This window comes from Mycobacterium sp. E2733, from assembly GCF_001667585.1.
Taxonomy (GTDB): domain Bacteria; phylum Actinomycetota; class Actinomycetes; order Mycobacteriales; family Mycobacteriaceae; genus Mycobacterium.
In genome coordinates this window covers 59,369-84,869 of the sequence record NZ_LZJZ01000109.1, presented here as the reverse complement: position 1 = coordinate 84,869, position 25,501 = coordinate 59,369, and the positions used below count along the sequence as shown (strand labels likewise).

Annotated in this window: 24 protein-coding genes and 1 pseudogene; 8 read left to right on the top strand and 17 right to left on the bottom strand. The window is 67.4% G+C overall.

Annotated elements, in window-relative coordinates:
- Together A5678_RS20930 and A5678_RS20925 are read left to right on the top strand one after the other, a co-directional pair.
- The coding region (locus A5678_RS20930) for a nitrite/sulfite reductase (RefSeq protein ID WP_197502210.1) at nt 1–941 on the top strand (941 nt) is incomplete at its 5' end.
- Nucleotides 938–1,681 carry a phosphoadenylyl-sulfate reductase gene (locus tag A5678_RS20925; protein WP_068046157.1) on the top strand — a complete coding sequence of 248 codons (744 nt, stop codon included), beginning with the start codon at nt 938–940 and terminating at the stop codon, nt 1,679–1,681. The genes A5678_RS20930 and A5678_RS20925, both read left to right, overlap by 4 nt.
- Before the next feature lie 114 nt (nt 1,682–1,795).
- Here A5678_RS20925 and A5678_RS20920 read toward each other — a convergent pair whose 3' ends face one another.
- From A5678_RS20920 to A5678_RS20895, 6 genes are all read right to left on the bottom strand, one after another.
- Nucleotides 1,796–2,152, bottom strand: a complete 357-nt coding sequence (locus A5678_RS20920; RefSeq protein ID WP_068046154.1) for a hypothetical protein — start codon at nt 2,150–2,152, stop codon at nt 1,796–1,798.
- A gap of 141 nt (nt 2,153–2,293) precedes the next feature.
- Nucleotides 2,294–3,385 carry a sulfate/molybdate ABC transporter ATP-binding protein gene (locus tag A5678_RS20915; RefSeq protein ID WP_231983730.1) on the bottom strand — a complete coding sequence of 364 codons (1,092 nt, stop codon included), beginning with the start codon at nt 3,383–3,385 and terminating at the stop codon, nt 2,294–2,296.
- 44 nt (nt 3,386–3,429) lie between these two features.
- A complete protein-coding gene (cysW, locus tag A5678_RS20910; protein WP_068046148.1) occupies nt 3,430–4,242 on the bottom strand; it encodes a sulfate ABC transporter permease subunit CysW in 813 nt (270 codons plus the stop codon).
- Nucleotides 4,239–5,132, bottom strand: coding sequence for a sulfate ABC transporter permease subunit CysT (gene cysT / locus A5678_RS20905; protein ID WP_068046145.1), 894 nt, complete (start codon nt 5,130–5,132; stop codon nt 4,239–4,241). The genes cysW and cysT overlap by 4 nt, the downstream gene beginning before the upstream one ends.
- A complete protein-coding gene (locus tag A5678_RS20900) occupies nt 5,129–6,160 on the bottom strand; it encodes a sulfate ABC transporter substrate-binding protein (RefSeq protein WP_068046142.1) in 1,032 nt (343 codons plus the stop codon). Before A5678_RS20900 ends, cysT begins: the two co-directional genes overlap by 4 nt.
- Nucleotides 6,161–6,491: 331 nt before the next feature.
- Entirely contained in the window at nt 6,492–6,686 is a 195-nt protein-coding gene (locus A5678_RS20895; protein ID WP_066952819.1) for a hypothetical protein, read from the bottom strand.
- A 54-nt stretch (nt 6,687–6,740) separates the two neighbouring features.
- Here A5678_RS20895 and A5678_RS20890 point away from each other — a divergent pair, with 54 nt between their 5' ends.
- Nucleotides 6,741–7,976: an FAD-dependent oxidoreductase gene (locus tag A5678_RS20890; RefSeq protein WP_068046141.1), complete on the top strand. Its 1,236-nt coding sequence runs from the start codon at nt 6,741–6,743 to the stop codon at nt 7,974–7,976.
- Between the two features lie 66 nt (nt 7,977–8,042).
- Nucleotides 8,043–10,079, top strand: coding sequence for a glycoside hydrolase family 15 protein (locus tag A5678_RS20885; RefSeq protein ID WP_068046138.1), 2,037 nt, complete (start codon nt 8,043–8,045; stop codon nt 10,077–10,079).
- A gap of 175 nt (nt 10,080–10,254) precedes the next feature.
- Here A5678_RS20885 and A5678_RS20880 read toward each other — a convergent pair whose 3' ends face one another.
- The 3 genes and pseudogenes from A5678_RS20880 to lepA form a co-directional block, all read right to left on the bottom strand.
- Nucleotides 10,255–10,971 (bottom strand): sensor domain-containing protein, encoded by a 717-nt coding sequence (locus tag A5678_RS20880; protein WP_068046135.1) that lies wholly within the window; start codon nt 10,969–10,971, stop codon nt 10,255–10,257.
- A gap of 232 nt (nt 10,972–11,203) precedes the next feature.
- On the bottom strand, nt 11,204–11,983 hold the full coding sequence (locus A5678_RS20875) for a sensor domain-containing protein (RefSeq protein ID WP_068046132.1): 780 nt from the start codon (nt 11,981–11,983) through the stop codon (nt 11,204–11,206).
- Between the two features lie 19 nt (nt 11,984–12,002).
- Nucleotides 12,003–13,954: pseudogene (gene lepA / locus A5678_RS20870) on the bottom strand (translation elongation factor 4).
- A 46-nt stretch (nt 13,955–14,000) separates the two neighbouring features.
- Here lepA and A5678_RS20865 point away from each other — a divergent pair.
- Nucleotides 14,001–14,600, top strand: a complete 600-nt coding sequence (locus A5678_RS20865) for a type II toxin-antitoxin system PemK/MazF family toxin (RefSeq protein WP_068046129.1) — start codon at nt 14,001–14,003, stop codon at nt 14,598–14,600.
- Between the two features lie 31 nt (nt 14,601–14,631).
- Here the strand turns inward: A5678_RS20865 and A5678_RS20860 are convergent, their stop codons facing one another.
- Nucleotides 14,632–15,060 carry a CBS domain-containing protein gene (locus A5678_RS20860; RefSeq protein ID WP_068046126.1) on the bottom strand — a complete coding sequence of 143 codons (429 nt, stop codon included), beginning with the start codon at nt 15,058–15,060 and terminating at the stop codon, nt 14,632–14,634.
- 193 nt (nt 15,061–15,253) lie between these two features.
- On the opposite strand from A5678_RS20860, the gene A5678_RS20855 reads away from it, so the two are divergent.
- Entirely contained in the window at nt 15,254–16,093 is an 840-nt protein-coding gene (locus tag A5678_RS20855; RefSeq protein WP_068046124.1) for a ribonuclease Z, read from the top strand.
- Nucleotides 16,094–16,096: 3 nt separating this feature from the next.
- On the opposite strand, the gene A5678_RS20850 is transcribed toward A5678_RS20855, so the two are convergent.
- Genes A5678_RS20850 through A5678_RS20835 form a run of 4 tightly spaced genes read right to left on the bottom strand, consistent with a single transcriptional unit; the run spans nt 16,097 to nt 20,282 of the window.
- Nucleotides 16,097–16,768 carry a hypothetical protein gene (locus tag A5678_RS20850; RefSeq protein ID WP_068046120.1) on the bottom strand — a complete coding sequence of 224 codons (672 nt, stop codon included), beginning with the start codon at nt 16,766–16,768 and terminating at the stop codon, nt 16,097–16,099.
- 24 nt (nt 16,769–16,792) lie between these two features.
- A complete protein-coding gene (locus tag A5678_RS20845; RefSeq protein ID WP_068046117.1) occupies nt 16,793–17,632 on the bottom strand; it encodes a transglutaminase family protein in 840 nt (279 codons plus the stop codon).
- A complete protein-coding gene (locus tag A5678_RS20840; protein WP_068046114.1) occupies nt 17,632–18,609 on the bottom strand; it encodes an alpha-E domain-containing protein in 978 nt (325 codons plus the stop codon). Before A5678_RS20840 ends, A5678_RS20845 begins: the two co-directional genes overlap by 1 nt.
- A complete protein-coding gene (locus A5678_RS20835) occupies nt 18,609–20,282 on the bottom strand; it encodes a circularly permuted type 2 ATP-grasp protein (protein ID WP_068046112.1) in 1,674 nt (557 codons plus the stop codon). The genes A5678_RS20840 and A5678_RS20835 overlap by 1 nt, the downstream gene beginning before the upstream one ends.
- 145 nt (nt 20,283–20,427) lie before the next feature.
- Here A5678_RS20835 and rpsT point away from each other — a divergent pair, with 145 nt between their 5' ends.
- Nucleotides 20,428–20,688 (top strand): 30S ribosomal protein S20, encoded by a 261-nt coding sequence (gene rpsT / locus A5678_RS20830; protein WP_068046109.1) that lies wholly within the window; start codon nt 20,428–20,430, stop codon nt 20,686–20,688.
- Between the two features lie 9 nt (nt 20,689–20,697).
- On the opposite strand, the gene holA is transcribed toward rpsT, so the two are convergent.
- The 3 genes from holA to A5678_RS20815 are packed head-to-tail and all read right to left on the bottom strand — an operon-like array spanning nt 20,698 to nt 24,139.
- Complete coding sequence (gene holA / locus A5678_RS20825; protein WP_068046106.1) at nt 20,698–21,666, bottom strand: DNA polymerase III subunit delta; 969 nt, start codon at nt 21,664–21,666, stop codon at nt 20,698–20,700.
- A 26-nt stretch (nt 21,667–21,692) separates the two neighbouring features.
- Nucleotides 21,693–23,282: a ComEC/Rec2 family competence protein gene (locus tag A5678_RS20820; RefSeq protein ID WP_068046103.1), complete on the bottom strand. Its 1,590-nt coding sequence runs from the start codon at nt 23,280–23,282 to the stop codon at nt 21,693–21,695.
- A 5-nt stretch (nt 23,283–23,287) separates the two neighbouring features.
- Nucleotides 23,288–24,139 (bottom strand): ComEA family DNA-binding protein, encoded by an 852-nt coding sequence (locus A5678_RS20815; RefSeq protein ID WP_068046100.1) that lies wholly within the window; start codon nt 24,137–24,139, stop codon nt 23,288–23,290.
- A gap of 195 nt (nt 24,140–24,334) precedes the next feature.
- Between A5678_RS20815 and A5678_RS20810 the strand changes: the two genes are divergently transcribed.
- Complete coding sequence (locus A5678_RS20810) at nt 24,335–25,495, top strand: acyl-CoA dehydrogenase family protein (protein WP_068046168.1); 1,161 nt, start codon at nt 24,335–24,337, stop codon at nt 25,493–25,495.
- The last annotated feature ends 6 nt before the right edge of the window (nt 25,496–25,501 follow it).

Sequence of the window (25,501 nt, the reverse complement as noted above, 5' to 3'; positions counted from 1 at the left end):
TCGGCGGCGGCCTGTCCACCAACCCTATGCTGGCCCAGCGGGTCGGCGCCTGGGTACCGCTCGACGAGGTGCCCGAGGTGTGGGAGGCCGTGACGTCGATATTCCGCGACTACGGCTACCGGCGGCTGCGGTCCAAGGCCCGGCTGAAGTTCTTGATCAAGGACTGGGGCATCGAAAAATTCCGGGAGGTCCTCGAAACCGAGTACCTCAAGCGGCCCCTGATCGACGGCCCGGCCCCCGAGCCGCTCAAGCACCCGATCGACCACATCGGGGTGCAGCGGCTCAAGAACGGGCTCAACGCCGTCGGGGCGGCTCCGATCGCCGGACGGGTCTCGGGCACCATCCTCTCGGCCGTCGCCGACCTGATGGACCGGGCCGGCTCGGACCGCATCCGGTTCACCCCGTACCAGAAGCTGGTCATCCTCGACATAGCCGACAACAAACTCGACGATGTGCTCGCGGGCCTGGAGGCGCTCGGGCTGCAGACGAAACCGTCCTCGTGGCGCCGAAACCTGATGGCCTGCACCGGGATCGAATACTGCAAGTTGTCGTTCGCCGAAACCCGGGGCAAGGCCCAGGCCTTGGTGCCCGAGCTGGAACGCCGGCTCGAGGACCTCAACTCTGTGCTCGACGTGCCGATCACGGTCAACATCAACGGCTGTCCCAACTCGTGTGCGCGAATTCAAGTGGCCGACATCGGCTTCAAGGGCCAAATGGTTGACGACGGTCACGGGGGCTCCGTCGAGGGCTTTCAGGTGCACTTGGGCGGCAGCCTCGGTCTGGACAGCGGATTCGGACGAAAGCTGCGCCAGCACAAGGTCACCAGTGACGAGTTGGGCGACTATATCGACCGGGTGGTACGCAACTTCATCAAACACCGCAGTGCGGGAGAACGGTTCGCGCAGTGGGCGATTCGGGCGGATGAGGACGATTTGAGATGAGTGAGCAGGCAACGAAACGGACCGAAGCCGAACTGCGGGACCTGGCCGCGCGTGGCGCTGCGGAGCTCGAGGGCGCCAGCGCGACCGAGGTGTTGCGTTGGACCGATGAGAATTTCGGCGGCGTCAACGGGCCCCGCGGCTGGGCCACCTGCAACTACGTGCTGACCTCCAGCATGCAGGAGGCCGTCCTGATCGATCTGGCCGCCAAGGTTCGGCCGGGTGTCCCGGTGGTCTTCCTGGACACCGGCTATCACTTCGCCGAAACCATCGGAACCAGGGACGCGGTCGAGTCGGTCTACGACATACACGTACTCAACATCACTCCCGAGCAGACGGTGGCCGAGCAGGACCAGCTGCTGGGGAAGAACCTCTTCGGCCGCGACCCCGGCGAGTGCTGCCGGTTGCGCAAGGTCTTGCCGCTGCGCAGGGCCCTGAGCGGATACTCCGCCTGGGTGACCGGGTTACGCCGAAGTGAAGCGAAAACCCGTGCCAACACCCCGGTGATCGGCTTCGACGAGGGCTTCAAGCTGGTGAAGATCAACCCCCTGGCGACGTGGACCGACGAGGACATGCAGAACTACATCGACGAGCATGACGTGCTGGTCAATCCGCTTGTCTACGATGGATATCCGTCGATCGGCTGCGCTCCGTGCACGGCGAAGCCGCTCGCGGGTGCCGACCCGCGCAGCGGGCGCTGGCAGGGGCTGTCGAAAACCGAGTGCGGGCTGCACGCGTCGTAGTAACCGTTTCGTGCTGTCAGCGTCAGCGGCCCACCCCGTTCCTGAGCCGCACGGCGAAGGGTCGCCACCAGTCGGCCCGGCGTCGATGAACCTCGATGTCACGAGCGATGGGCGCTAGTGGTTCGCGAGCCCCCGTTGGTTCAGGTCTACGACCTTCGCGGCGGAAGCACTCTCTTTGACCGACTCGATGGTCTTGACGTTGTAGTCGTTTTCAAGTTTTCGGACTCGCCTCGCTTCATTCCATAACCAGGCCCCGCCCGCCGCCATCGCCACCAATGAAATCAGGGCGGCGGCGGCACCCGCCTCGACTTGGCGGTCGGCGAAGCTGTCGAGGCAAATCCCGTATGCCGCCAGGCCGACCGCCATTAGGAGCAATCCAGGCTCTTTGGCCGGACTCTTCAACGTTTGCCCCACGCGCGGGCGGCTGGTCCGATAATGGTCGATGGTGTCGTTGGAGGTGTCTACCAGCATGGACGTGACGGTGCCACAAGTCCGCAGCTACCCAACATTGCCGGCGCCGTAAGAACTCCTGAGAATTTGGTGCTGATGCGCCTCCAGGCACGCAGTTCGTGGCGCGGCGACGACAAACAGGCGAAGCGCGCTATACGTTCGTCATCCGGGGAAGTTCCCCGCCGAGCCGGCCTCAGCGTGAGTGCGACCCTGGTCGGCACTGCTGCCTTCCCCGCCGCGAAGGACCCCATAATCGCTGGGAAGGGATGGAATTCGGGTGGCCCGCACGTAGACGGTGTCACCCTCGCGTAGGGCCAGGGCCTCGGCGTCGCCGCGGGTGATCTGGGCCGTGAATGCCCCACCGGTGGCGGCACTGGTCAACTCCACCCGTACCTCGAAACCGAGCACGACCACGCGGTCGACGGTGGCGCGCACCACGCCGACCGACTCGGCGGTGCCATCGCCGCCCGCGATGGCCATTTCGGGGTTTCGACCCACCCGGATGTCGTGCGGGCGAACCAGATTCCCATTCAGGGTCGATACCGCCCCGAGGAACGACATGACGAAGGCGCTCGCCGGCGCGTCATAGACCTCGGTCGGCGAGCCCACCTGTTCGATGCGACCGTGGTTCAGCACGGCGATGCGGTCCGCAACGTCCAACGCCTCCGCCTGGTCGTGGGTGACCAGGACAGTGGTGACGTGCACCTCGTCATGCAGGCGGCGCAACCACGCGCGCAGGTCCTCACGCACCTTGGCGTCCAGCGCGCCGAACGGCTCGTCGAGCAGCAGCACCTGCGGATCGACCGCCAGCGCCCGCGCGAGCGCCATCCGCTGCCGTTGGCCGCCGGAGAGCTGATTGGGATAACGGTTCTGAAATCCGCTCAGCCCCACCACTTCGAGCAGATTGTCGACCTTGGCCTTGACCTCCGCCTTGGGGCGCTTGCGGATCTTCAGCCCATAGGCGACGTTGTCGCGAACGGTCAAGTGCTTGAACGCGGCATAGTGCTGGAATACGAATCCGATGCCTCGCCGCTGCGGCGGCACCCGCGTGACGTCATGTCCGTTGATGGTGACCGTTCCGCTGTCGGGTTGATCGAGCCCGGCGATGGCCCGCAACAGGGTCGACTTGCCGGAACCGCTGGGCCCCAGCAGTGCCGTCAGCGAGCCGGACGGCACGGCGAAGTCCACGTTGTCCAGCGCCACGAAGTCGCCGTAGCGCTTGTAGGCATTGCGCACGACGATGGCTTGGTCCACGGGCCGGCTGTCGTTGTCTGTCATGTACGCGTCTCCATGTCAGGCTATCTGGCCGCTCTCGCCCGGCGGATATCCAAAACCACTTGGAAGATCAGTACCAACACCGCGACGCCCATCAACAACGTCGACAGCGCGTAGGCGCCGTACTCGGCGCCGCGGTTATACCGATCCGAGACCAGCAAGGTCATGGTTTGGGACTTTCCCGGCAGGTTCGACGACACGATGATGACCGCACCGTATTCGCCGAGGGTGCGGGCGATGGTCAGCACGATGCCGTAGGTCAGACCCCACCGGATCGAGGGCAGGGTGATCCGCCAAAAAGTCTGCCACCAGCCCGATCCCAAGGTCGCCGCCGCCTCCTCCTGGTCAGTCCCCAATTCGTGCAGGACCGGTTCCACCTCGCGCACAACGAAGGGCAGGGTGACGAAGATGCTGGCAAGGACGATCCCGGGCAAGCCGAAGATGATCTTGAACCCGAGGTCCTTCTCCACGAAACCGAATGTGCCGGCCGATCCCCACAACAAAATCAGCGCGACGCCGACGATGACCGGGGACACCGCAAAAGGCAGATCGATGACCGCCTGCAGCACACCCTTGCCGCGAAACCGGTTGCGGGCGAGCACCAGAGCGGTGGGGATGCCGAAAACCACGTTCAGGGGCACCACGATGGCAACGACCAGCAAGGTCAGGTTCAGCGCCGAGATCGCGGCGGGAGTGCTCACCCAGTCAAAGAACTGGCCGAAGCCGGGCCTGAAGGTCCGCCACAAGATCAGGGCAACCGGAACGACGAGCAATACGAAAAGGTATGTGAGTCCGACGAATCGGATCAGGTATCGAATCCTGGGCGATGAGGTCACGCGGCCAACTCCTCACGTTTGGCCGCGCGTCCACCCACGATCCGCAGAATGAACAGCACCACAAACGAAATCGACAGCAAGACGATGGATATCGCGGCGGCACCGGTGCGGTCGTCGTTCTCGATGAGCGTCCGTATCCACTGCGACGACACTTCGGTTTTGCCCGGTACCGCGCCACCGATCAGGACGACCGATCCGAACTCGCCGATCGCTCGCGAGAAAGCCAGGCCCGCGCCCGACAGCAAGGACGGTGTCAAGGACGGCAGCACGACCGAGGTGAAAACCTTTGCGCCGCTGGCACCCAACGACGCCGCGGCCTCCTCGGTCTCCCGATCGATTTCCAGCAGCACCGGCTGCACGGCGCGCACGACGAACGGCAGCGTGACGAAGGCCAGCGCCACGGCCACGCCCCACGCCGTGTGCTGCAGATGCAGACCGACCGGGCTGTTGTTTCCGTAGAGGGCCAGCATCACCAGGCTGGCGACGATGGTGGGCAGCGCGAACGGCAGGTCGATGATGGCATCGACAAGCCGCTTGCCGACGAAGTCGTCTCGTACCAGCATCCAGGCGATGACCAGGCCGAACACCAGGTTGACCAAGGTGACCCCGGCGGAAATGGTCAAGGTCACGCGAAACGACTCCAACGCGGCGTTTGACGTGACCGCCAGCCAGAACGCGCGCCGGCCACCGCCCGCGGCCTGCCACGCGATTGCGGCCAGCGGCAGCAGCACGATCACCGAAAGCCACAGCGTTGCCACCCCCACCCGCAGTGACGTCGTGCCCGACCACCGAGAACGCGCCGTATTCGCGCTGCGGTGCCCGGCAGCACCGGCCGGGGGACTGAGTTCGGGCCTGATTGCCCCGGGATCGGGCGTGATTGCGGCCGTCATCCGGTGGCCTGCGTGTAGATCTTGGTGATGCTGCCAGTGGTCTTGTCGAACAGCTGCGGGTCCACGGCGCTCCAGCCGCCGAGGTCGGCAATCGTCCACAGTTTCGCCGGCACCGGAAACTGGTCACCGAATTCGGCGGCGACGGCCGGATCGACGGGCCGAAAGCCGGCCTGCCCCCACACCTTCTGCGCGGTGGCCGTGTACTGAAAGTTCTTGAAGGCGACGGCGGCGTCCAGGTGCGGGCTGGTGGTCACCACCGCCACTGGATTGTCGATTTTGAAAGTCTGCGGCGGGTTGATGTGCTCGACCGGTTTGCCTGCGCGCTCGGTGGCGATCGCCTCGTTCTCGTAACTGATCAACACATCCCCGCTGCCCTGAACGAAAACATCGGTGGCCTCCCGTCCCGAAGCGGGCCGCAATTTGACGTGTTCATGCACCAGCTTGCTGATGAAATCGACGCCCGCTTGGGTGTTGCCGCCGCCTTCGCTCTTGACCGCGTACGGTGCCAGCAGATTCCACTTGGCCGATCCCGAGCTCAGCGGACTGGGCGTGATGACCTCCACTCCCGGCCGCAGCAGGTCATCCCAGTCCTTGATGTTCTTTGGATTTCCTTTACGCACCACCAGGGTCACCACCGACCCGAACGGAATTCCCTTGGTTGCGTCGGTATTCCAGTCTTTGGACACCTTGCCGGCCTTGACCAGTCGGGTGATGTCCGGTTCGACCGAGAAGTTCACCACGTCGGCCGGCTTGCCGTCGACGACTCCGCGCGACTGATCACCCGAGGCGCCGTAGGAGGCGATCACTCGCACGCCCCTGCCCTCCTCGGCGGCGTTGAAGGCGGGGATCACCTTGCTCCAGCCCGGTTCTGGGACCGAATAGGCCACCAGCGTGATGCTGGTGCGCGCGTTGGTCGGGCCGCTGCCGCCCACGACGTCACTGGCGCCGCCACCACACCCCGAGATGACTGCGACGATGAGGGCGAGCGTGGTCAGCGGCCGCCAGCGCGAAGCGATGTCGTGGAGCATTCAGGCCTTCCAGTACGGGGACTCAGGAGATAGTGGTCCGGTTGCTGCGGAAAGGCGCCTAAACGACTGGAGGCCTGACGAACCCCATACCAGACCGCACACGGGTTTGGCGGTCAGCGACAACAGTGCACGAAGACATGGCGTTCCACGACACCGGATGTCACGTGCATGGCGGGAAGCCTAACAGGAATCGGCAGGGCCGCCACCGCTCGCGTCGCCGTGCGGGCGAGCTGTGTGAAGTCGCGCACTCAGTGCGTTAGCCACCATGCGACGATCACCAGCACCACGAGCGAGACCAGAATGAACGTCACGTGTGACCGAGGCATACGCGCTACCCGGGCGCCTCGCCGGCGTGGCGGGCACGCCGCATCAGGGCGATGCTCTTGCCGAGCAGGCCGTCGAGCAGTCCCGCCGTGACCGCTGCCACCACCAGCACGACCGGCATCACCACCATGGCCTGGAGGACGAAAGCGAGCCCGGAAAGCCACAGCTCGTTGCCGTCCCACCAATTCAGGAACGCGGTCACGGGGCTCACCCTATTCGGCCCTGCAGCGGAAAACCAATGTGCCAAGATCGCCGCATGTCTGCCCCGTCTTCCCCGCCCTCTGCGACGGCCTGCCTGATCGCCGGCGGCGGCCCGGCGGGCATGGTGCTGGGCCTACTGCTGGCCCGCGCCGGCGTAGACGTCACGGTGATGGAAAAGCACGCCGACTTCCTGCGTGACTTTCGCGGGGACACCGTGCACGCGAGCACCTTGCGGCTGCTCGACGAGCTGGGGTTGGGCGCACAGTTCGCGAAAATTCCGCATCGCCTCATCGACACCGTCCACATGGAGATACAGAACGCACCGGTCGGCCTGGACCTGACCCGCCTTCCGGGGGCCCACAAGCACATCGCGCTGGTGCCGCAATGGGATTTCCTGGAGCTGGTGGCCACCGCCGCCGAGGCCGAGCCCAGCTTCCGGCTGTTGCGCAGCACCGAGGTGATCGGTGTGATCCGGGACGCGGGCCGCGTCGTCGGCGTCAGCTATCGCGACCAGACCGGTGTGGTCAAGGAGATGCGCGCGGAATTGACGGTGGCGTGCGACGGTCGCTCTTCCACGGTGCGTTCGTCGGTCGGCCTCGCACCGCACAGCTTCGGCGCGCCCATGGACGTGTGGTGGTTCCGGTTGCCCCGCCACCCCGGCGATCCGCGGGGACTGGCCGGTGTGTTGCGGGCCGGACACGCCGTCATCGTGATCGATCGCGGCGATTACTGCCAGATCGCCTACATCATCCCGAAGGGAACCGATGCCCGGCTGCGGTCCGAGGGCATCGAAGCGCTGCACCGGGCGCTGGTCGGGATGGTGCCCTGGCTCGGTGACCGCGTGCAGAACCTGACGTCGTTCGACGACGTGAAACTGCTTGACGTACAACTGAATCGACTTCGCCGCTGGTACGCCGACGGCGTCCTGTTCATCGGCGACTCCGCGCACGCGATGTCGCCCGTCGGCGGGATCGGCATCAACCTGGCGGTCGCCGACGCGGTGGCTGCCGCCCGCATCCTGGCCGCCGCGCTGCGCGCGGGACGGGTGCCCACCCGGCGACTGGCCCGGGTTCAGGGGCGCCGCTGGTTTCCCACCGTGCTGCTGCAGACCGCGCAACGGTTGATCCATGTCAACGTGATCGCCGCGGCGGTGGGCGGAAACGCGCACCGTGCGCCGCTGGGCGTGCGGCTGGCGGGCCGCTCCCCGGCGCTGCGGCGACTACTCGGCTACCTCGTCGCGATCGGCCCGCTGCCGGAGCACGCCCCGAGGTTCGCCCGGCGCCGCGGGTGACCCCGAAGTGGCGTCACGTCGGCGAAAGAATGGACGTCGGGCCGCTCAACAGATGATGATGTCGGGATGGTCCTCCATGCGCAGCCCGACGACCAACCCGCCGACGCCATGCCCGAGGAGGCATTTCAAGCGGCCACGGCGGCCTTGCCTTCGCCCATCGACTTCAGCTCACCGGCGCCACTGGCTTCGAGCGGGGCACTGCGTAACCCGTTCCCGCCGATCGCCGACTACGCGTTCCTGTCCGACTGGGAGACGACCTGCCTGATCTCGCCGGCCGGGTCCGTCGAATGGATGTGCGTGCCGCGCCCGGACTCCCCCAGCGTCTTCGGCGCCATTCTGGACCGCAGCGCGGGCCATTTCCGGCTGGGCCCCTACGGCGTTTCGGTGCCGTCGGCCCGGCGTTACCTGCCCGGCAGTCTGATCATGGAGACCACGTGGCAGACCCACACCGGGTGGCTGATCGTGCGCGACGCGCTGGTGATGGGGCCGTGGCACGACATCGAGCGCCGGTCGAGGACCCACCGCCGCACACCGATGGACTGGGACGCCGAGCACATCCTGCTGCGCACGGTGCGCTGCGTGAGCGGCACCGTCGAGCTGATGATGAGCTGCGAGCCCGCATTCGACTATCACCGCGTCGGCTCCACCTGGGAGTACTCGGCCAACGCGTACGGCGAGGCGATCGCGCGGGCCGCCAAGCAGCCCGACGCCCACCCGACGCTGCGGCTCACCACCAACCTGCGGATCGGGCTGGAGGGCCGCGAAGCCCGTGCGCGCACCCGGATGAAGGAGGGCGACGACGTGTTCGTCGCCCTGAGCTGGACCAAGCACCCGGCGCCGCAGACCTACGACGAGGCCGCCGACAAGATGTGGCAGACCACCGAGTGCTGGCGGCAATGGATCAACATCGGCAACTTCCCCGACCATCCGTGGCGCGCCTACCTGCAGCGCAGCGCGCTGACGCTGAAGGGGCTGACGTACTCGCCCACCGGGGCGCTGCTGGCGGCCGCCACCACCTCGCTGCCGGAAACCCCGCAGGGCGAACGCAACTGGGACTACCGCTACGCCTGGGTGCGCGACTCCACGTTCGCGTTGTGGGGCCTCTACACGCTGGGACTGGACCGCGAGGCCGACGACTTCTTCGCGTTCATCGCCGACGTCTCCGGCGCCAACAGCAACGAGCGTCACCCGCTGCAGGTGATGTACGGCGTGGGCGGCGAACGCAGCCTGGTCGAAGAAGAGCTGCATCATCTGTCCGGTTATGACCACGCCCGGCCGGTGCGCATCGGCAACGGCGCCTACGACCAGGTCCAGCACGACATCTGGGGCTCCATCCTCGATTCGTTCTACCTGCACTGCAAGTCCCGTGAGCAGATCCCGGAGAGCTTGTGGCCGGTGCTCAAGAAGCAGGTGGAAGAGGCCATCAAGCACTGGCGGGAACCCGACCGGGGCATCTGGGAGGTCCGCGGCGAACCGCAACATTTCACCTCGTCGAAGGTGATGTGCTGGGTGGCGCTCGACCGCGGGGCGAAGCTGGCCGAGCGGCAGGGCGAGAAGAGCTATGCCCAGCAGTGGCGCGCCATCGCTGAGGAGATCAAGGACGACATCCTGCAACACGGGGTGGATTCCCGCGGGGTGTTCACCCAGCGCTACGGCACCGATGCGCTGGACGCCTCGCTGCTGCTGGTGGTGCTGACGCGCTTCCTGCCGCCGGACGACCCCAGGGTGCGCAACACGGTGCTGGCCATCGCCGACGAACTCACCCAGGAAGGCTTGGTGCTGCGCTACCGCGTGGAGGAAACCGACGACGGGCTGGCCGGCGAGGAAGGCACGTTCACGATCTGCTCGTTCTGGTTGGTGTCGGCGCTGGTGGAGATCGGCGAGGTGGCGCGCGCGAAACGGTTGTGCGAGCGGCTGCTGTCCTACGCCAGCCCGCTGCACCTTTACGCCGAGGAGATCGAGCCACGGACCGGCCGGCACTTGGGCAACTTCCCGCAGGCGTTCACCCACCTGGCGCTGATCAACGCGGTGGTGCACGTGATCCGCGCCGAGGAGGAAGCGGACGGCTCCGGGATGTTCCAGCCCGCCAACGCCCCGATGTAGCGGCGACCGAAGGCGCGGCCGTGGCGATCGCAAGCGCGGCCGTGGCGATCGCAAGCGCGGCCGTGGCGATCGCAAGCGCGGCCGTGGCGATCGCAAGCGCGGCGTAGCCGGGCGAAGCGGGTCGCCACCATTCGGCGTAGCCGGGCGAAGAGGGTTGCCGCCCTCGGGCACGCGGTCAGCTCAGCGCGCCGACCTTGTCTCGCATAACTTGCGCGATGTCCAGCGCGCTGGTGTTGATATCGCCCGATCCTTTTTGCGATGCGATCGGTGTGCTGCCGAAGTCGACCTCGACTTCGATGAGGCAATTGTCTCGCACACCGATGGCGCGCGCGGCGGGGATGGATGGCGAGACCAGGGCGGGCGCGCTCCACTCCGTCGAAATAGTGGCCGCGACAACGGAAGTGGCGCTTTGGACGTTACTGACTTTCACTTCCAGTGGAAGCGTTCCGCCCACGATCGGCACGGTCTTGCCGTCGCAGTCCTGCCACTGCCTGGAAAACGTCGCGAACAAGGCGTTCGCATCGGCGGCCGTAGGCAAGCCGATGGCAGCCTCTTCGACCGCGCTCACCGTCGCAGCCGGCACAGCATCGGGCCGCCACGCCTCGAGCGCAACGTCTTTCACGTTGGCGGATCGGTAGGCGGCCCCGTGCATCATCACCGCTACTCCCAGGCAATCTCCGGACCACCCCGCATCGCCGGGCAACATCTCCGGCCCCCCGAAAAGCGGGGGGGAACGCGGGTCAATCTCGACGGGCTCCTTGACCATTCGGGATAGCGCACTTTCGCCGAGCAGCACCCGCTTCAGCGTCTGCCCATGAAGGAACCGCAGAGCGAGGTTCGCCGGCGGCTGCGCTGCACCACCGACCGTGGCGGAGCAACCCGTCGCCAACATCAAGACGACGAGTGGTGTTGCCCACCAACGACTTCGGTGCCCATCGGTCCCACTCGACAACGCGGCGACAAACGCGTCCCGAGATACGCCGATGCGACGGGTGCTTCCCATCCGCGTCTCGCTCACCTCCTACCTAATCCAAATCTAGGTTCGAGGAGAGGCGAACGCCGTAGGCCACACCGCAAGCACAGCTCAACCCCAGAAAGGTCCCAGCTTGTTGCCCGGCACCGGGTCAGCTCAGCGCGCTCACCTTGTCCATCAGCGCATGTGCGAGGTCGATGGCGCTGCGGTGCACATCCCCGGTCCCCATGTCCGACGGCTTCGTCGAGCCGAAGAACGCCAGATCTACTTCGACCAGGCAGTTCCCCCGGACACCGAGGGCGCGGGCTTCGGGCCTGGGCCCGCTGGACGGCAAGCCGGGCAATTGGGTGTCGATCGAAAGGGTCGCCGCGAGAACCGAATCGGTGACCCGCACGTCGGAAATGGAGTCCAGGAAGACGATTGCGGGGCGGTCGGTGATGATGCTGGGGCGCCCGATGGTCACGGTCGTGCCGGCGCAGTCGCGCCATTGCTGTGAGAACTGCTGGAACAGCGCGGCGGCCCCGGCGGTGCCGGACAGCGCGACCACGCCCTCGGCCACACTGATCACCTTCGCCGGTCCGCGCGTGTTCCACCACGTCTCCCGCGCCGCGTTCTTGACGTCGCCGGATCGGTAGGCGTCCTTCACCATCATGGAGGTGACGCCGATGCAGTTGGCGGGCGAGACCGCCCCGAAAGCCGGCGGCAGCACCTCGGGGCCGCCGAAGCGCGCCGGAAGTTCGGCTTTGGATCCGAAGGACTGGCCGAGCAGCTTGGACAGCTCACCGTCGTCGAGGAGCACCTTCTTCACGGCCTGCCCGGTGACAGGGTGGGGCTTCAGGCCGGGCGCGGGTCGCGCGGTGCCGGCGACGGTGCAGCCGGTGGTCAGCGAGATGGCCAGCACGCAGGCCAAAAGGAACTGGAGGGGTCTCATGGGTCTCATGCGTTGAGGGCTACTTCTTGCCCTTGTCCCCCGCGGCGTCGGTGGACAACGCCGCGACGAAGGCCTCCTGCGGCACGTCCACCCGCCCGATGGTCTTCATCCGCTTCTTGCCCTCCTTCTGCTTTTCCAGCAGCTTTCGCTTGCGGGTGATGTCTCCGCCGTAGCATTTCGATAGCACGTCTTTGCGGATCGCCCGGATGTTCTCGCGCGCAATGATTTTCGATCCGATGGCCGCCTGCACCGGCACCTCGAATTGCTGGCGCGGAATAAGCTCTTTCAGCTTGGTGGTCATCTTGTTGCCATACGCCGAGGCCCCATCCTTGTGCACGATCGCGGAGAACGCGTCGACCGGCTCGCCCTGCAGCAGGATGTCGACCTTGACCAGCTGCGCCTCCTGCTCGCCGGCCTCCTCATAGTCGAGGCTGGCGTAGCCGCGGGTGCGCGACTTCAGCGAGTCGAAGAAGTCGAAGATGATCTCGCCGAGCGGCATCGTGTAGCGCAGTTCCACCCGCTCGGGTGACAGGTAGTCCATGCCGCCCAACTCGCCTCGGCGCGACTGGCACAGCTCCATGATGGTGCCGATGAACTCGCTGGGCGCAATGATGGTGGTCTTGACGACAGGCTCATACACCGTGCGCACCTTGCCTTCCGGCCAGTCCGACGGGTTGGTCACCACGATCTCGGTATTGTCCTCTTTGATCACCCGGTAAACGACGTTGGGAGACGTCGAGATCAGGTCCAGGTCGAACTCGCGCTCCAGGCGCTCGCGGGTGATCTCCATGTGCAGCAGGCCCAGGAAGCCGCACCGGAACCCGAAGCCGAGCGCCACCGACGTTTCCGGCTCGTAGGTCAGAGCCGCGTCGTTGAGCTGCAGCTTGTCCAGGGCGTCGCGCAGATCCGGGTAATCGGAACCGTCCACCGGATACAGACCTGAGTAGACCATCGGCTTGGGCTCGCGATAGCCCGTCAGCGCCTCGGTGGCGCCGTGCCGGGCCGTCGTCACCGTATCGCCGACCTTGGACTGGCGGACGTCCTTCACGCCGGTGATCAGATAGCCCACCTCGCCCACCCCCAGGCCCGCGCTGGCCTTGGGTTCGGGCGAGACGATGCCCACTTCGAGCAGCTCGTGGGTGGCGCCGGTGGACATCATCAAGATCCGCTCACGCGGGACGATCTTGCCGTCCATCACCCGGACGTAGGTCACCACGCCGCGGTAGATGTCGTAGACGGAGTCGAAGATCATCGCGCGGGTGGGCGCGTCGGCGTCGCCTTGCGGATGCGGCACCAAGCGGACCACCTCGTCGAGAAGGTGAGCCACCCCCTCGCCGGTTTTGCCGGACACCCGCAGCACGTCGTCGGGTTCACAGCCGATGATGTGGGCGAGCTCTGCCGCATAACGGTCGGGGTCGGCCGCCGGCAGGTCGATTTTGTTGAGCACCGGGATGATGGTCAAGTCCCGATCCAGGGCCAGGTACAGGTTCGCCAGCGTCTGCGCCTCGATGCCCTGGGCGGCGTCGACCAACAGCACCGCGCCCTCACAGGCTTCCAGCGCCCGCGACACCTCGTAGGTGAAATCGACGTGTCCCGGGGTGTCGATCAGGTGCAGGACGTAGTCACCGGCGACAACACCTTTTCTGCCGCCCGATACCTTCCAGGGCAACCGAACATTCTGCGCCTTGATGGTGATCCCGCGCTCCCGCTCGATGTCCATCCGGTCCAGGTACTGGGCCCGCATCGCCCGCTCGTCGACGACGCCGGTGAGCTGAAGCATCCGGTCCGCCAGCGTGGACTTGCCGTGATCGATGTGGGCGATGATGCAGAAGTTCCGAATCTGCGCCGGCGCGGTGAAGGTCTTGTCGGCGAAACTGCTGATGGGAATCTCCTGGTCTGAACACGCTTGCGGCCGCTTGAGCGCCGGCTCATTGGTATGTCCAGGGTATCTAGGCGGGGTGCCCGAGACATACTTGGACACAATCGCACCCGCGCGCCGCGCGTCTATGCTGCGAATATGGCGTCGGCCCGCAATTCCCAGTGGAAGACGTTCCAGCGGTTCGCGGAAAACCTGGTCTTCGATCGGGCCCCGCGGCTGGCCAGGCACGTGCAGAATTCGCAGACCGTGCTGCGCGAACTGCAGCAGGCCGTGAAGATCACCGCGAACGTCATCGCCGCCGCCGCGCCGCAACCGCCCGCGGTGACGGCGGGGCGCCCGGTGACCAGCACGAGCTTTCCCACCGCGCACCGGGCGCGCAAGCTGGTCTACGCCCCCAACCTCGACGGCCGGGCCGATCCCGGCGAGATCGTCTGGACGTGGGTGGTTTACGAGGACGACCCCACCCGCGGCAAGGACCGGCCCGTGCTCGTGGTCGGCCGTGACCGCCGCGTGCTACTGGGGTTGATGGTGTCCAGCCAGGAGCGCCACGCCGAGGACCGGGACTGGATCGGGATCGGTTCCGGCGCTTGGGATTACGAGGGCAGGCCTAGCTGGGTCCGGTTGGACCGGGTGCTCGACGTCCCCGAGGAGAGCATCCGCCGCGAGGGCGCAGTCCTGGACCGCGAGATCTTCGAGCTGGTGGCCGGGCGGCTGCGCGCGGACTACTCCTGGAGTTAGTCGCCCGGCGACGATGCGCGCCGTCGAATGGTCAGCCCTGCGTGATGTAGGACTGCAGCTGCTGCTGCTCGGCCTCGAGTTCTTCCATGCGGGTCTTCACCACGTCGCCGATGCTCACGATGCCGATCAGCTTCTTGCCGTCCAGGACGGGCACATGGCGCACCCGGTTCTTGGTCATCAGCACGCTCAGGGAGTCGACGGTGTCGGCTTTCGTGCAGGTGGCGACCGTGGTGGTCATGATCTTCGAGATCGGGCGCGACAGCACGCTGGCGCCATGGGTGTGCAGCTGGCGCACGACGTCGCGCTCGGAGACGATGCCGACCACGCCCTCGTCGCCGACGACCACCATGGCGCCGATGTTCTGCTCGGCAAGGCCGGCGAGCAGCTCTTTCACCGTCGCCTCGGGGTTGATGGTCACCACCGCCGCGCCCTTGTTCCGCAAGACGTCTGAAATCCGCATCAAAGGCCTCCAGCTGCTTGTGATCCGCTTCACAACAGGCTACGGCTAACTTGTGCGGCGCAAAAGCCACGACGAGAACCGGTAGCCGATCCGTGTCCATACCCTGACGTCGTCGTTCGAAACCTGGGCACTCGACCGCTCGGATCGCCCGATAAGGCCGCTGCGGAGGGCCGCGGCTTGCAAGATAGGGGCCATGATCGAGATCACGCTGCTGGGGACCGGAAGTCCGATCCCCGACCCGAACCGCGCCGGCCCGTCGACTCTGGTGCGGGCCGGGGGGCAGGTGTTTTTGGTGGACTGCGGGCGTGGGGTGTTGCAGCGCGCGGCGGCCGTGGGCGTGGGCGCCGCCGGATTGTCGGCGCTGCTGATCACCCATTTGCACAGCGACCACATCGGGGACCTCGGCGACCTTCTCATCACCCGTTGGATCAGCACCTTCGCGCCGGATCCCGCGCCGCTGCCGATCATCGGTCCGCCGGGGACCGCGGAGACGGTCGAGGCGACGTTGCAGGCGTTTCGCCACGACATCGAGTACCGGATCGCTCATCATGCGGACCTGAACGCCCCACCGGCGGTCGAGGTCCACGAATGCACCGAGGGGGCGGTGTGGGACCGCGACGGCGTGTCGATCCGGGTGGCGCCGACCGATCACCGACCGGTGGCGCCGACCATCGGGTTCCGAATCGACTACGGCACGGCGTCGGCGGTGCTCGCCGGGGACACGGTGCCCTGCGCCGGCCTCGACGAGCTGGCGGCCGGCGCCAGCGCGTTGGTGCACACCGTGATCCGCAAGGACATCGTCGGCAACATCCCGCAACAGCGGCTCCAAGACATCTGCGACTACCACTCGTCGGTCGAAGAGGCGGCGGCAACCGCGGCGCGCGCGGGCGTGGGCACCCTCGTCATGACGCACTATGTGCCGGCGCTGGTGCCGGGCCAGGAAGAGCAGTGGCGGGCGCTGGCGGCTTCGGCGTTCGACGGGCGGATCGAGCTCGGCGACGACCTGCACCGCGTCGAAATCAACACACCGTAACGGTCATTCTCCAATGTCGTTGCGCGGCAACGGCAGCAGCGCCCCGGCCAGCACCAGCCAGGACAGCGCCAACACCCGGGCCACCGGCAGGATCCCGCCCAGGTCCGGCCAGATCAACACCGCCGTCGCCACTTCGGCGAGCGCGGCGACTCCCAGGCCGGCCCAGGCCACCGGGCTCGGCAGCACACCCCGGCTCAGGCCGGATACCGCGATTCCGGCGACCAGCAGGCCCAGGGCCACGATGTGCCCCGGGCCGCCGACCAGAAACACCAGCAGATACAGCGCGCGGACCAGCGTCGTGTCCGCGGCGACTTCGGGCCGCGACAGCGGCCAGGCCAGCAACCCGCACAGCCCCAGCGCGCCGGCCGCCAAAGTGCCTCCCGGGAGCGCGATCGCGGCCGGCCCGGCAGCGCCGAGCCGGCGCAGCCGCACGCTGACCGTCGCCGCGTAGGCCGCCAACGGAACCGACGACGCGAACGTCGCAACCGCGATGACGCGCACGGCGGCCGGCTGCGCACGCACGTAGGCCGCCACCGCGGCCACCGGACCGTATGGCAACGGCATCACTCCGCCCAGGGCGACCCCGACGGCGATCCCACCGGAGAGCAGCGCGACACAGAGCACGGACAGCAGCAGCAACGTGGTGCCACCGCGGCGACGCGCAGTGTCGTTCATGACGTGAACGCTATGCCGCGCGGGCTAAGCCAGCCGGGTGACCTCCACGACGACGTCGAGATCGGTCGCCCCCTGACCGGAGTAGATGCCTTTCAGGGGAGGAACGTCCGTGTAGTCCCGGCCGGCGCCCACGCCGACGTATTGCTCGGAGATCTCAATTGCGTTGGTGGGATCGTAACTCCACCAGCCGCCCGTCCACGCCTGAATCCAGGCGTGGCTGCGCCCGTCCACGGTGTCCCCGACGACGGCGTCGTGCTTGGGGTGCAGGTAGCCCGAAACGTAGTACGCGGGAATTCCCATGGCCCGCAACAACATCAGTGACAGGTGCACGAAGTCCTGGCAGACACCCTTGCCCGCGTTCAATGCGTCCAGCCCCGACGAGTGCACGCTGGTGGTTCCCGGGAGATAGTCCAGCTCGCCGCGCACCCAGTGGGCCGCGGCGGCGACGGCCTCGGCGGGGTGGTGCGCCTTGGCGATCTTCTTGGCCACGGACGCAACCCTTTTGCTCGCCGGGGTGTGCCCGGTGGGACGAAGCAGTTCGTCGAACCGATCGATCACCGCCTCCGACTGGAGGTCAGCCCAGCCGACGTCGGTCACCGGCGGTTCCGGCTGCTCGGTCTCGACCACCGAAGACGACGTCACCGTGAGGTCGGTGTGCGGTGCGTGCAGGTCGAATGCCGTTACGGCGGTGCCCCAATAGTCGATATAGCGATAGGACCGGGTCGCGGGAATCGTCTCGATGCGGTTGAGGATGACGTTCTGCCTGGTGTTCGACCGTGGGGTCAACCGCGCTTCGTTGTAGGACGCGGTCACCGCCGACTGGTAGGCGTACCCGGTGGTGTGCACCACCCGCAGCCGCCACATCAGCCGTCCCCCTTCCTGCTGGCCAGCCGGCCGTGATCGCCGGCGTCCGACCAAGCCACCCACGGGGTGACGTGGAAGTACTGCACCGACAACGCTTCTCCGACGTCGCGGCAGGTTCGCTGCAAGCCCGCCAGGCGCGCCTCCAGGGACTCCAGCAGCACACCGGGTTGCACGAATTCCAGTTCGCTTCGGGCCTGGCCGAGCAGCCGCTGCGCCTCCCCGGTGGCTCCGATCCGGCTCTGCCGAGAATGCAGCAGTTCGTCGAGGTTGTGTTCGGCCAGCCGCAGCGAATAGAACACCGAACGCGGAAACAACCGGTCCAGCAACATGAATTCGACCACCCGGCCGGCGTCCAGTACGCCGCGGTAGGTGCGCAGGTAGGTGTCATGCGCACCCGCCGAACGCAACAGCGTCACCCACGCCGGGGACGAAGCGCTGTCTCCCACCCGTGAAAGCAACAGCCGCACCGTCATGTCCACCCGCTCGATCGCGCGGCCCAGCACCATGAAGCGGTACCCGTCGTCGCGGGACAGTGTCGAGTCGGCCAGCCCGGCGAACATTGCCGCCCGGCCCTCGACGTAGGACAGGAATTCATGGGGCCCGAGGCGTTTGGCGGCACGCTCGCGCTCGGCCAGGGCGTGGTAGGTGGTGTTGAGGCACTCCCAGATTTCGCTGGACGTCACTTCCCGCGCCGACTTCGCGTTTTCCCGCGCAGCCGTGATGGCGTCGACGATCGAGGAACCGCCCGAAGCGTTGGTGCTGAAGGCCACCAGGTCCGTCAGCGACCAGACGTCGAGGTCGTGGCTCGGGGGGTCGATGCCGAGCACCCGCAGCAGCAGCCGAGACGCCTGGTCCGGGTCAACGCTGGAATCCTCGAGCAGTTGGTGCAGCACCACGTCGAGGATGCGGGCGGTGTCGTCGGCGCGCTCGACATAGCGACCGATCCAGAACAGCGCCTCCGCGTTACGGGCCAGCATCAGCGCTTCGCCCGCCGCTGTTGTTGCTGGAGCTGCTGTTCCTGGGGTGATTCCGTGGGTTGCGTCTGGGTCTGCGCGAAACGCTGCGCGCCGTCCAGCACCGGGTCGGACATGGAGTCCGGCAGCGAGCGCACGACTTCCGCGGCGCCGAGCTCATGGTCGCCGGCCGAGGTCCGCGACGCCAGCACCCAGGTGTCCTTCGAGCCACCGCCCTGGCTCGAGTTGACCACTCGCGAGCCCTCGACCAGGGCCACCCGGGTGAGGCCGCCGGGCAACACCCAGACGTCGTCGCCGTCGTTGACCGCAAACGGCCGCAGGTCGACATACCGGGGCGCGAGGGTGTTCCCGATCTGCGTCGGGACGGTCGACAGTTCCATCATCGGCTGGGCGATCCAGCTGCGCGGATCGTCGCGAACCTTCTTGGCGACGGCGGCCAACTCTTTCTCGGAGGCTTCCGGCCCGAACACTATGCCGTAACCGCCGGACCCCTCGACCGGCTTGAGCACCAATTCGTCGATCCGGTCCAGCACCTCTTCGCGTTCGTCATCGAGCCAGCACCGGTACGTCTCGACGTTGGCCAGCAGCGGCTTCTCCCCGAGGTAGTACTCGATCATCGTCGGCACATAGGTGTAGACGAGCTTGTCGTCGCCCACACCGTTGCCGATGGCGCTGGAGACGACGACGTTGCCGGCGCGGGCGGCGTTGACCAGGCCGGCCACCCCCAGGACAGAGTCGGCACGGAACTGCAGCGGGTCCAGGAAGGCGTCGTCGATGCGCCGGTAGATGACGTCGACCTGCACCTCCCCCTCCGTGGTGCGCATGTAGACCTGGTTGTCCCGGCAGAACAGGTCGCGGCCCTCGACCAGCTCGACGCCCATCTGGCGGGCCAGCAGCGAGTGCTCGAAGTAGGCCGAGTTGTACACGCCGGGAGTGAGCACCACCACGGTCGGGTCGGCCTCGTTGGTGGCCGCAGAATTGCGCAAGGCGCGCAGCAGATGCGACGCGTAGTCGTCGACCGCACGAACCCGGTGGGTGGCGAACAGATTCGGGAAAACCCGCGCCATTGTCCGCCGGTTCTCCATGACATACGACACCCCGGAGGGCGAGCGCAGGTTGTCTTCGAGGACGCGGAAGTTGCCCTTCTCGTCGCGGATCAGGTCGATTCCCGCGACGTGGATGCGAACGCCGTTGGGCGGGACGATGCCCACCGCCTGCCGGTGGAAATGCTCGCAGGATGTGATCAGGCGGCGCGGGATGATGTCGTCGTTCAGGATCTCCTGGTCGCCGTAGATGTCGTCGAGATACAGCTCGAGCGCCTTGACGCGCTGGATGATGCCGCGCTCCAACCGGCTCCACTCGGCGGCCGAGATCACCCGCGGAACCAGGTCGAGCGGAAAAGGCCGCTCCTGACCCGACAGCGAGAACGTGATGCCCTGGTCGATGAACGCGCGCCCCAGCGCTTCGGCGCGGGCCTTCAGGTCCGAGGCATCCGACGGCGCGAGCTCGGCGTAGATGCTCTTATAGGGCGCCCGGACCGTGCCGTGGGCATCGAACATCTCGTCGAATGCCATCGAATAGACATCTGACGACGTGTTGTAGCCGCCGAAAATGCGCTCGGCACGCGCGGTGCGCACCCCCCGCCCGGTTTCCTCGAGCTGGCTCGGAAGACTCACGTGTCAGATGCTGCCTCAAATTGACGTTATAGCAGGCCACGGGTTCCCGTTTTGGGAGAAAACGTAACCGACTGATAACCTGGGCAGTCGCTGTGGTGATATCCGGCGCCCCCAACAAACGTCGAAGCGGAGAAGGAATTCAAGCGTGGCCAACATCAAGTCGCAGCAGAAGCGCAATCGCACCAACGAGCGCGCTCGACTGCGCAACAAGTCGGTGAAGTCGTCGCTTCGCACCGCCGTCCGCGCGTTCCGTGAGGCCGCCCACGCCGGCGACAAAGAGAAGGCCACCGAGCTGCTGGCGGCGACCACCCGCAAGCTGGACAAAGCGGCCAGCAAGGGCGTGATCCACAAGAATCAGGCGGCCAACAAGAAGTCGGCCCTGGCGCGCGCATTCAACAAGATCTGAGCCGCCCGCTCATCGGTTCCGGTTCGCGGCCAGCTCCGCCACCTTCCTGACCGCCGCTTCCAGCGCGTAGTCGGCGTCCGCCACGGCTCCTTTGACGTTGGCGTTGAGCGCCGCCACCACCTTCATCGCGGCCGCAACACTGTCGCGCGACCAATACCGCGCCTGCTTTTGGGCCTTCTGCACCCGCCACGGCGGCATGCCCAATTGCGACGCCAGCCGATACGGATCGCCGGACAGCGGCGCGACCCGCCCGATCGTGTGGACCGCTTCGGCCAGCGCGTCGGCGAGCACCACCAGCGGCTCGCCGCGCATCATCGCCCACCGCAGCGCCTCCGCCGCTCCCGCGACGTCGCCGGCCACCGCCTTGTCCGCGATGTCGAAACCCTTCACCTCGGCTTTGCCGCTGTGGTAGCGGCGCACCGCGGCGGCATCGACGACGCCGCCGGTGTCGGCGACCAGCTGCGAACAGGCGGCCGCCAGCTCCCGCACGTCGGAGCCGACCGCGTCCAGCATGGCGGTCACGGTGTCCTCGTCGACTTTGACCCGCAGCGCACGAAACTCTTTGCGGACGAAGTCAATTCGTTCGCTGGGCTTGGTGATCCGCGCGCACGGATGGACGATGGCGCCCAGTGACTGCAACTCGGTGGCCAGCGCCTTGGCCCGCCCGCCGCCCGAATGCACGACCACCAGCATGGTGCCCAGCGGAACGTCGGCGGCGGCGGAGGCGATCACCCCGGCCGCTTCCTTGCCCGCTTCGCCGGCGGCCTCCAGCACGACGATGCGCTCGTCACCGAAGAGCGACGGACTCAGCAACTCGGCGAGCTCGTAGGTGCTGACGTCGCCCGCCCGCATCCGGCTGACCGGAACGTCGTCGATCCCGGCCCGCTTGCGCGCCGACCGCAACACGTCGGCCACCGCCCGCTCGACCAGCAACTCCTCGTCACCCAAGACCAGGTGCAACGGCGAAACCTCGTTCACCCCACGATGGTGTCACGACGGACCGACTACGCCGCTCCTGGATCCACCAGCTCCGACAACCACCAAGCCAGCGCGCAGAGGGCAGCCGTGAACCCGCCCAACCCCACCGCGGCGCGAAACCAGCGCCGGCCGCGCAGCCTCGTGACCACCACGGCGATCAGCGCGGTCACGCCGGCGACCAGCAGCACTCCGGCCACCCCGGACGGAACGGGCAGGGTCGCCGCGGGCGCGTCGGCCGACCACTGCGCCACCCGCACCACCCACCACAGCTCGGGGCTGGTGAAACGAACCAATACCTGTGCGCCGGATGGCCACAGCACGCTAAGCACGGCCGCCGCGCTGCCGAGCACGGTGATCGGCGCGATGACCGGTGCCGCCGCGAGGTTGGCGCATACCGCCACCAGGCTGACCCGCCCGGAGATCCCGGCCACCAGCGGGGCGGTCACCACATGCGCGGCCGCGGCGATCGCCAGCGCGTCGGCCAGCGGCTTGGGGCAACCTTTGCCCGCCAGGCGGCGCGACCAGACCGGCGCGATGACGACCAACGCGGTTGTCGCGACCGCCGACAGCGCAAAGCCCACGTCGACGGCCAGCTGTGGGGCCAGCGCCAGCAAGACCAGCACCGTGGCGCAGAGCGCGGGGATGGCTTGCCGCCGCCGCGAGGACAGCAACCCCGCCAGCCCGATGGCCCCCATCACGGCGGCCCGCAGCACGCTCGCCGTCGGTTCCACGACGACGACGAACGCGATCAGCGTCACGGCGGCGAGGACGACGGCCGCCCGCGGACCGATCAGGCGCGCCGAGAACAGCACCGCCGCGCACACGATGGTCACGTTGGCGCCCGACACCGCCATCAGGTGCGTCATCCCTGCCGCGCGAAAGTCCCGGTCGGTCTCGGCGGTGACCGCCGACGTGTCACCCAAGACCAGGGCGGGCAGCATCGCCGCCTGTTCGACGGGCAACGCGCCGCGAACGGTGGCGACGAATCGGCCCCGTACCGCGTGGGCCGCCCGCTGCACGGCGCCGGCGGTGCCCAGGGCCGGGCGGCCCGACGCGTTGAGCACCGCGACGGTGAGGTCCCGGCGGCTCGGGCGGCTGACCCGCGCGGTGAACCGCAGCGGCCGGCCCACCATCAGTCCATTGCTGTCCGACTCGAAGTCTGCGGCGCGCGCGAAAACGACCACCCGGCCCGAGATCTGCGCGTCGCGCAGGCGCTGCATTGTGGCGCGAAACATAAGCCGGCCCCGACCCAACGACACCGGGCTCTCGGTGGGGGTGGCGGTCACCGGGGCGGTGGTGCCGAATGCCGCGGTGATCGGGTGGCGATCGACCGCTTCGGCGCGCATCGCGACCGCGAAGCCGAACCCCGCGCCGGTGACGCCAACCGCGACCAGCCCGGCGCTGACGGCACACAGCCGCCCGGTGTCGCCCCTCCGGCGGGCGGCGCGCCACGCCAGCGCGCCGGCGGCAACCAACGCGAGACAGCCCGCCGCGACCACCCGGCCGATCGGCCACCAGATCCCGGCGGCGGTCACCACCCAGCAGGCGAGCGCGGCCGGCACCAGGCGCGCATCGACGCGCGCCGCGCCGGATTCGACGAGGTCGGATTCCCGCACCGGTGTCAGACACGAACCAGGGCGCGCAACTTCTCCAATCGCGCCGGCCCGATGCCGTCGACGTCGGCGAGCTGGTCAACGCTGGTGAATTTGCCATTGGCCTGCCGCCAGGCCACGATCGCGGCGGCCGTGACCGGCCCGACGCCGGGCAGGGAATCCAACTCCTCCACGGTCGCGGTGTTGAGGTCGAGCACCTCACCCGCCTTCTGCTTGACCGGGCCTGCACCGGTCCGCGGTGGCGGTGGCTTCGACGTCGGTGTCGAACCGGAGGCCACCGAGCTGCCCAACGCCGCGGGCCGCCCGGGGACGGGAGCGAGCCCGACGACGATTTGCTCGCCGTCGCCGATCGGACGCGCCATGTTCAGCCCGACGGTGTCCGCCCCGTTCACCGCGCCACCCGCGGCCTGCAGCGCATCGGCGACGCGCGCCCCGGGCGCCAGGGTGATCAGCCCGGGGCTATGGACCAGGCCGACCACGCTCACCACCACCGGCCGATCGGGCCCGGCGCTGGGGCTAGCCGACGGCTTGGGGCCCGCCGTCGACGCCCTCTCGACCGGAGGCAGTTTGGCCGACATCACCGGCGCCGGCCGGTCGCGCAGCAGTGTGAACACCGTGACCAGGACGGCCAGGGCGGCCACGATCGCCAACCCGACGGCACCGGCACGCCCCGGGTCGGCCCTCAACCTGGCCATCCAACCCCGATCCGGTGACGCCTCCGGTAGCCACCGCGGCAGCAGCGAATTCTGGTCCTCGTCGACCGGTTCCGCGGGCGCCGTCGACCCCGCGCCGTCGGACTCGGCGTCCGGTTCGGCACCGAGGCGCCGCTGCAGACGCTCGGCGGGAAGTTCTGTTCGCATGCGCCGACCGTAGGTGTGCCGACCGCCGGATTGGCCTGCGTCCGACCCCGCCGCGGCCCGGACTGTGGACTAAACCGAGGCTGTGCACAACCGCTCTACGGGATGGGTCAAGATGGAACCAAGAACGCATCACCAGAACTGGGCACCCATCCGACGCTGGTAGCCACGTTCACCCCCACACGACAGGAGGTCGCCGTGCAACTGGCGCTCACACCGGAGGAAGCCGCGTTCCGCGACGAACTCCGCACCATCTACACCACCAAGATTCCGGAGGAGCTGCGCGAGCGGGTGCGCCGGGGCTCGGCGGAAGTGAACCGCGACGACATCATCACCAGCCATAAGATCCTGCACGAGCACGGTCTGGCCGTACCGAACTGGCCGGTCGAGTGGGGTGGCAAGGACTGGACGCCCACCCAACATCAGATCTGGGCCGACGAAATGCAGCTGGCGTGCGTCCCGGAGCCACTGAACTTCAACACCAAGATGGTGGGCCCGGTGATCGCCGAATTCGGTTCGGAGGAAGTCAAACAACGCTTCCTGCCGCCGACGGCCAGCCTCGACATCTGGTGGTGCCAGGGATTCTCCGAGCCCGAGGCAGGTTCGGACCTGGCGTCGTTGCGCACCACCGCGGTGCGGGACGGCGACAGCTATGTCGTCAACGGCCAGAAGACCTGGACCACGCTCGGCCAGTACGCGGACTGGATCTTCTGCCTGGTGCGCACCGACCCGCAGGCGCCCAAGCGTCAGGCCGGCATCTCGTTTCTGCTGTTCGACATGAAGACGCCGGGCATCACGCTGCGGCCCATCAAGACGATCGACGGCGGCCACGAGGTCAACGAGATCTTTTTCGAAGACGTCCGGGTGCCCGCCAATCAACTTGTGGGAGAAGAGAATAAGGGCTGGACGTACGCCAAATTCCTGCTGGGCAACGAACGCACCGGCATCGCCGGTGTCGGCCGGACCAAGGTGCGCCTCGCCGAGGTGAAGAAACACGCCGCGGCCACCGGGGTGCTCGAAGATCCCCTGTTCGCGGCGCGGCTGGCTGAGGCCGAAAATGAGCTGCTGGCATTGGAACTCACGCAGTCGCGGGTGGTCACCGACTCAGCGAACGGGCAGCCCAATCCGGCTTCGTCGGTGCTCAAATTGCGCGGCAGCCAATTGCAGCAGATCGCCACCGAGCTGCTCGTCGAGGTGGCCGGACCGGATGCGCTGCCGGCCAACGGAGAAGAGATTGCGTCTCCGGACTGGGCGCAACACAGTGCGCCGCACTACCTCAACTACCGCAAGACGTCGATCTACGGTGGCAGCAACGAGGTGCAGCGCAACATCATCGCGTCCACCATTCTGGGATTGTGAGGCAGC

Bases quoted from the DNA above. Each gene is read 5' to 3' on its own strand.
- A5678_RS20855 (WP_068046124.1), top strand. From the start codon at position 15,254: ATGATCGAGATCACGCTGCTGGGGACCGGAAGTCCGATCCCCGACCCG.
- A5678_RS20850 (WP_068046120.1), bottom strand. From the start codon at position 16,768: ATGAACGACACTGCGCGTCGCCGCGGTGGCACCACGTTGCTGCTGCTG.
- A5678_RS20925 (WP_068046157.1), top strand. From the start codon at position 938: ATGAGTGAGCAGGCAACGAAACGGACCGAAGCCGAACTGCGGGACCTG.
- A5678_RS20900 (WP_068046142.1), bottom strand. From the start codon at position 6,160: ATGCTCCACGACATCGCTTCGCGCTGGCGGCCGCTGACCACGCTCGCC.
- cysT (WP_068046145.1), bottom strand. From the start codon at position 5,132: ATGACGGCCGCAATCACGCCCGATCCCGGGGCAATCAGGCCCGAACTC.
- A5678_RS20880 (WP_068046135.1), bottom strand. From the start codon at position 10,971: ATGTTGGCGACGGGTTGCTCCGCCACGGTCGGTGGTGCAGCGCAGCCG.
- A5678_RS20920 (WP_068046154.1), bottom strand. From the start codon at position 2,152: ATGCTGGTAGACACCTCCAACGACACCATCGACCATTATCGGACCAGC.
- A5678_RS20885 (WP_068046138.1), top strand. From the start codon at position 8,043: ATGGTCCTCCATGCGCAGCCCGACGACCAACCCGCCGACGCCATGCCC.
- A5678_RS20890 (WP_068046141.1), top strand. From the start codon at position 6,741: ATGTCTGCCCCGTCTTCCCCGCCCTCTGCGACGGCCTGCCTGATCGCC.
- A5678_RS20860 (WP_068046126.1), bottom strand. From the start codon at position 15,060: ATGCGGATTTCAGACGTCTTGCGGAACAAGGGCGCGGCGGTGGTGACC.
- A5678_RS20865 (WP_068046129.1), top strand. From the start codon at position 14,001: ATGGCGTCGGCCCGCAATTCCCAGTGGAAGACGTTCCAGCGGTTCGCG.
- A5678_RS20845 (WP_068046117.1), bottom strand. From the start codon at position 17,632: ATGTGGCGGCTGCGGGTGGTGCACACCACCGGGTACGCCTACCAGTCG.
- A5678_RS20815 (WP_068046100.1), bottom strand. From the start codon at position 24,139: ATGCGAACAGAACTTCCCGCCGAGCGTCTGCAGCGGCGCCTCGGTGCC.
- A5678_RS20840 (WP_068046114.1), bottom strand. From the start codon at position 18,609: ATGCTGGCCCGTAACGCGGAGGCGCTGTTCTGGATCGGTCGCTATGTC.
- A5678_RS20875 (WP_068046132.1), bottom strand. From the start codon at position 11,983: ATGAGACCCCTCCAGTTCCTTTTGGCCTGCGTGCTGGCCATCTCGCTG.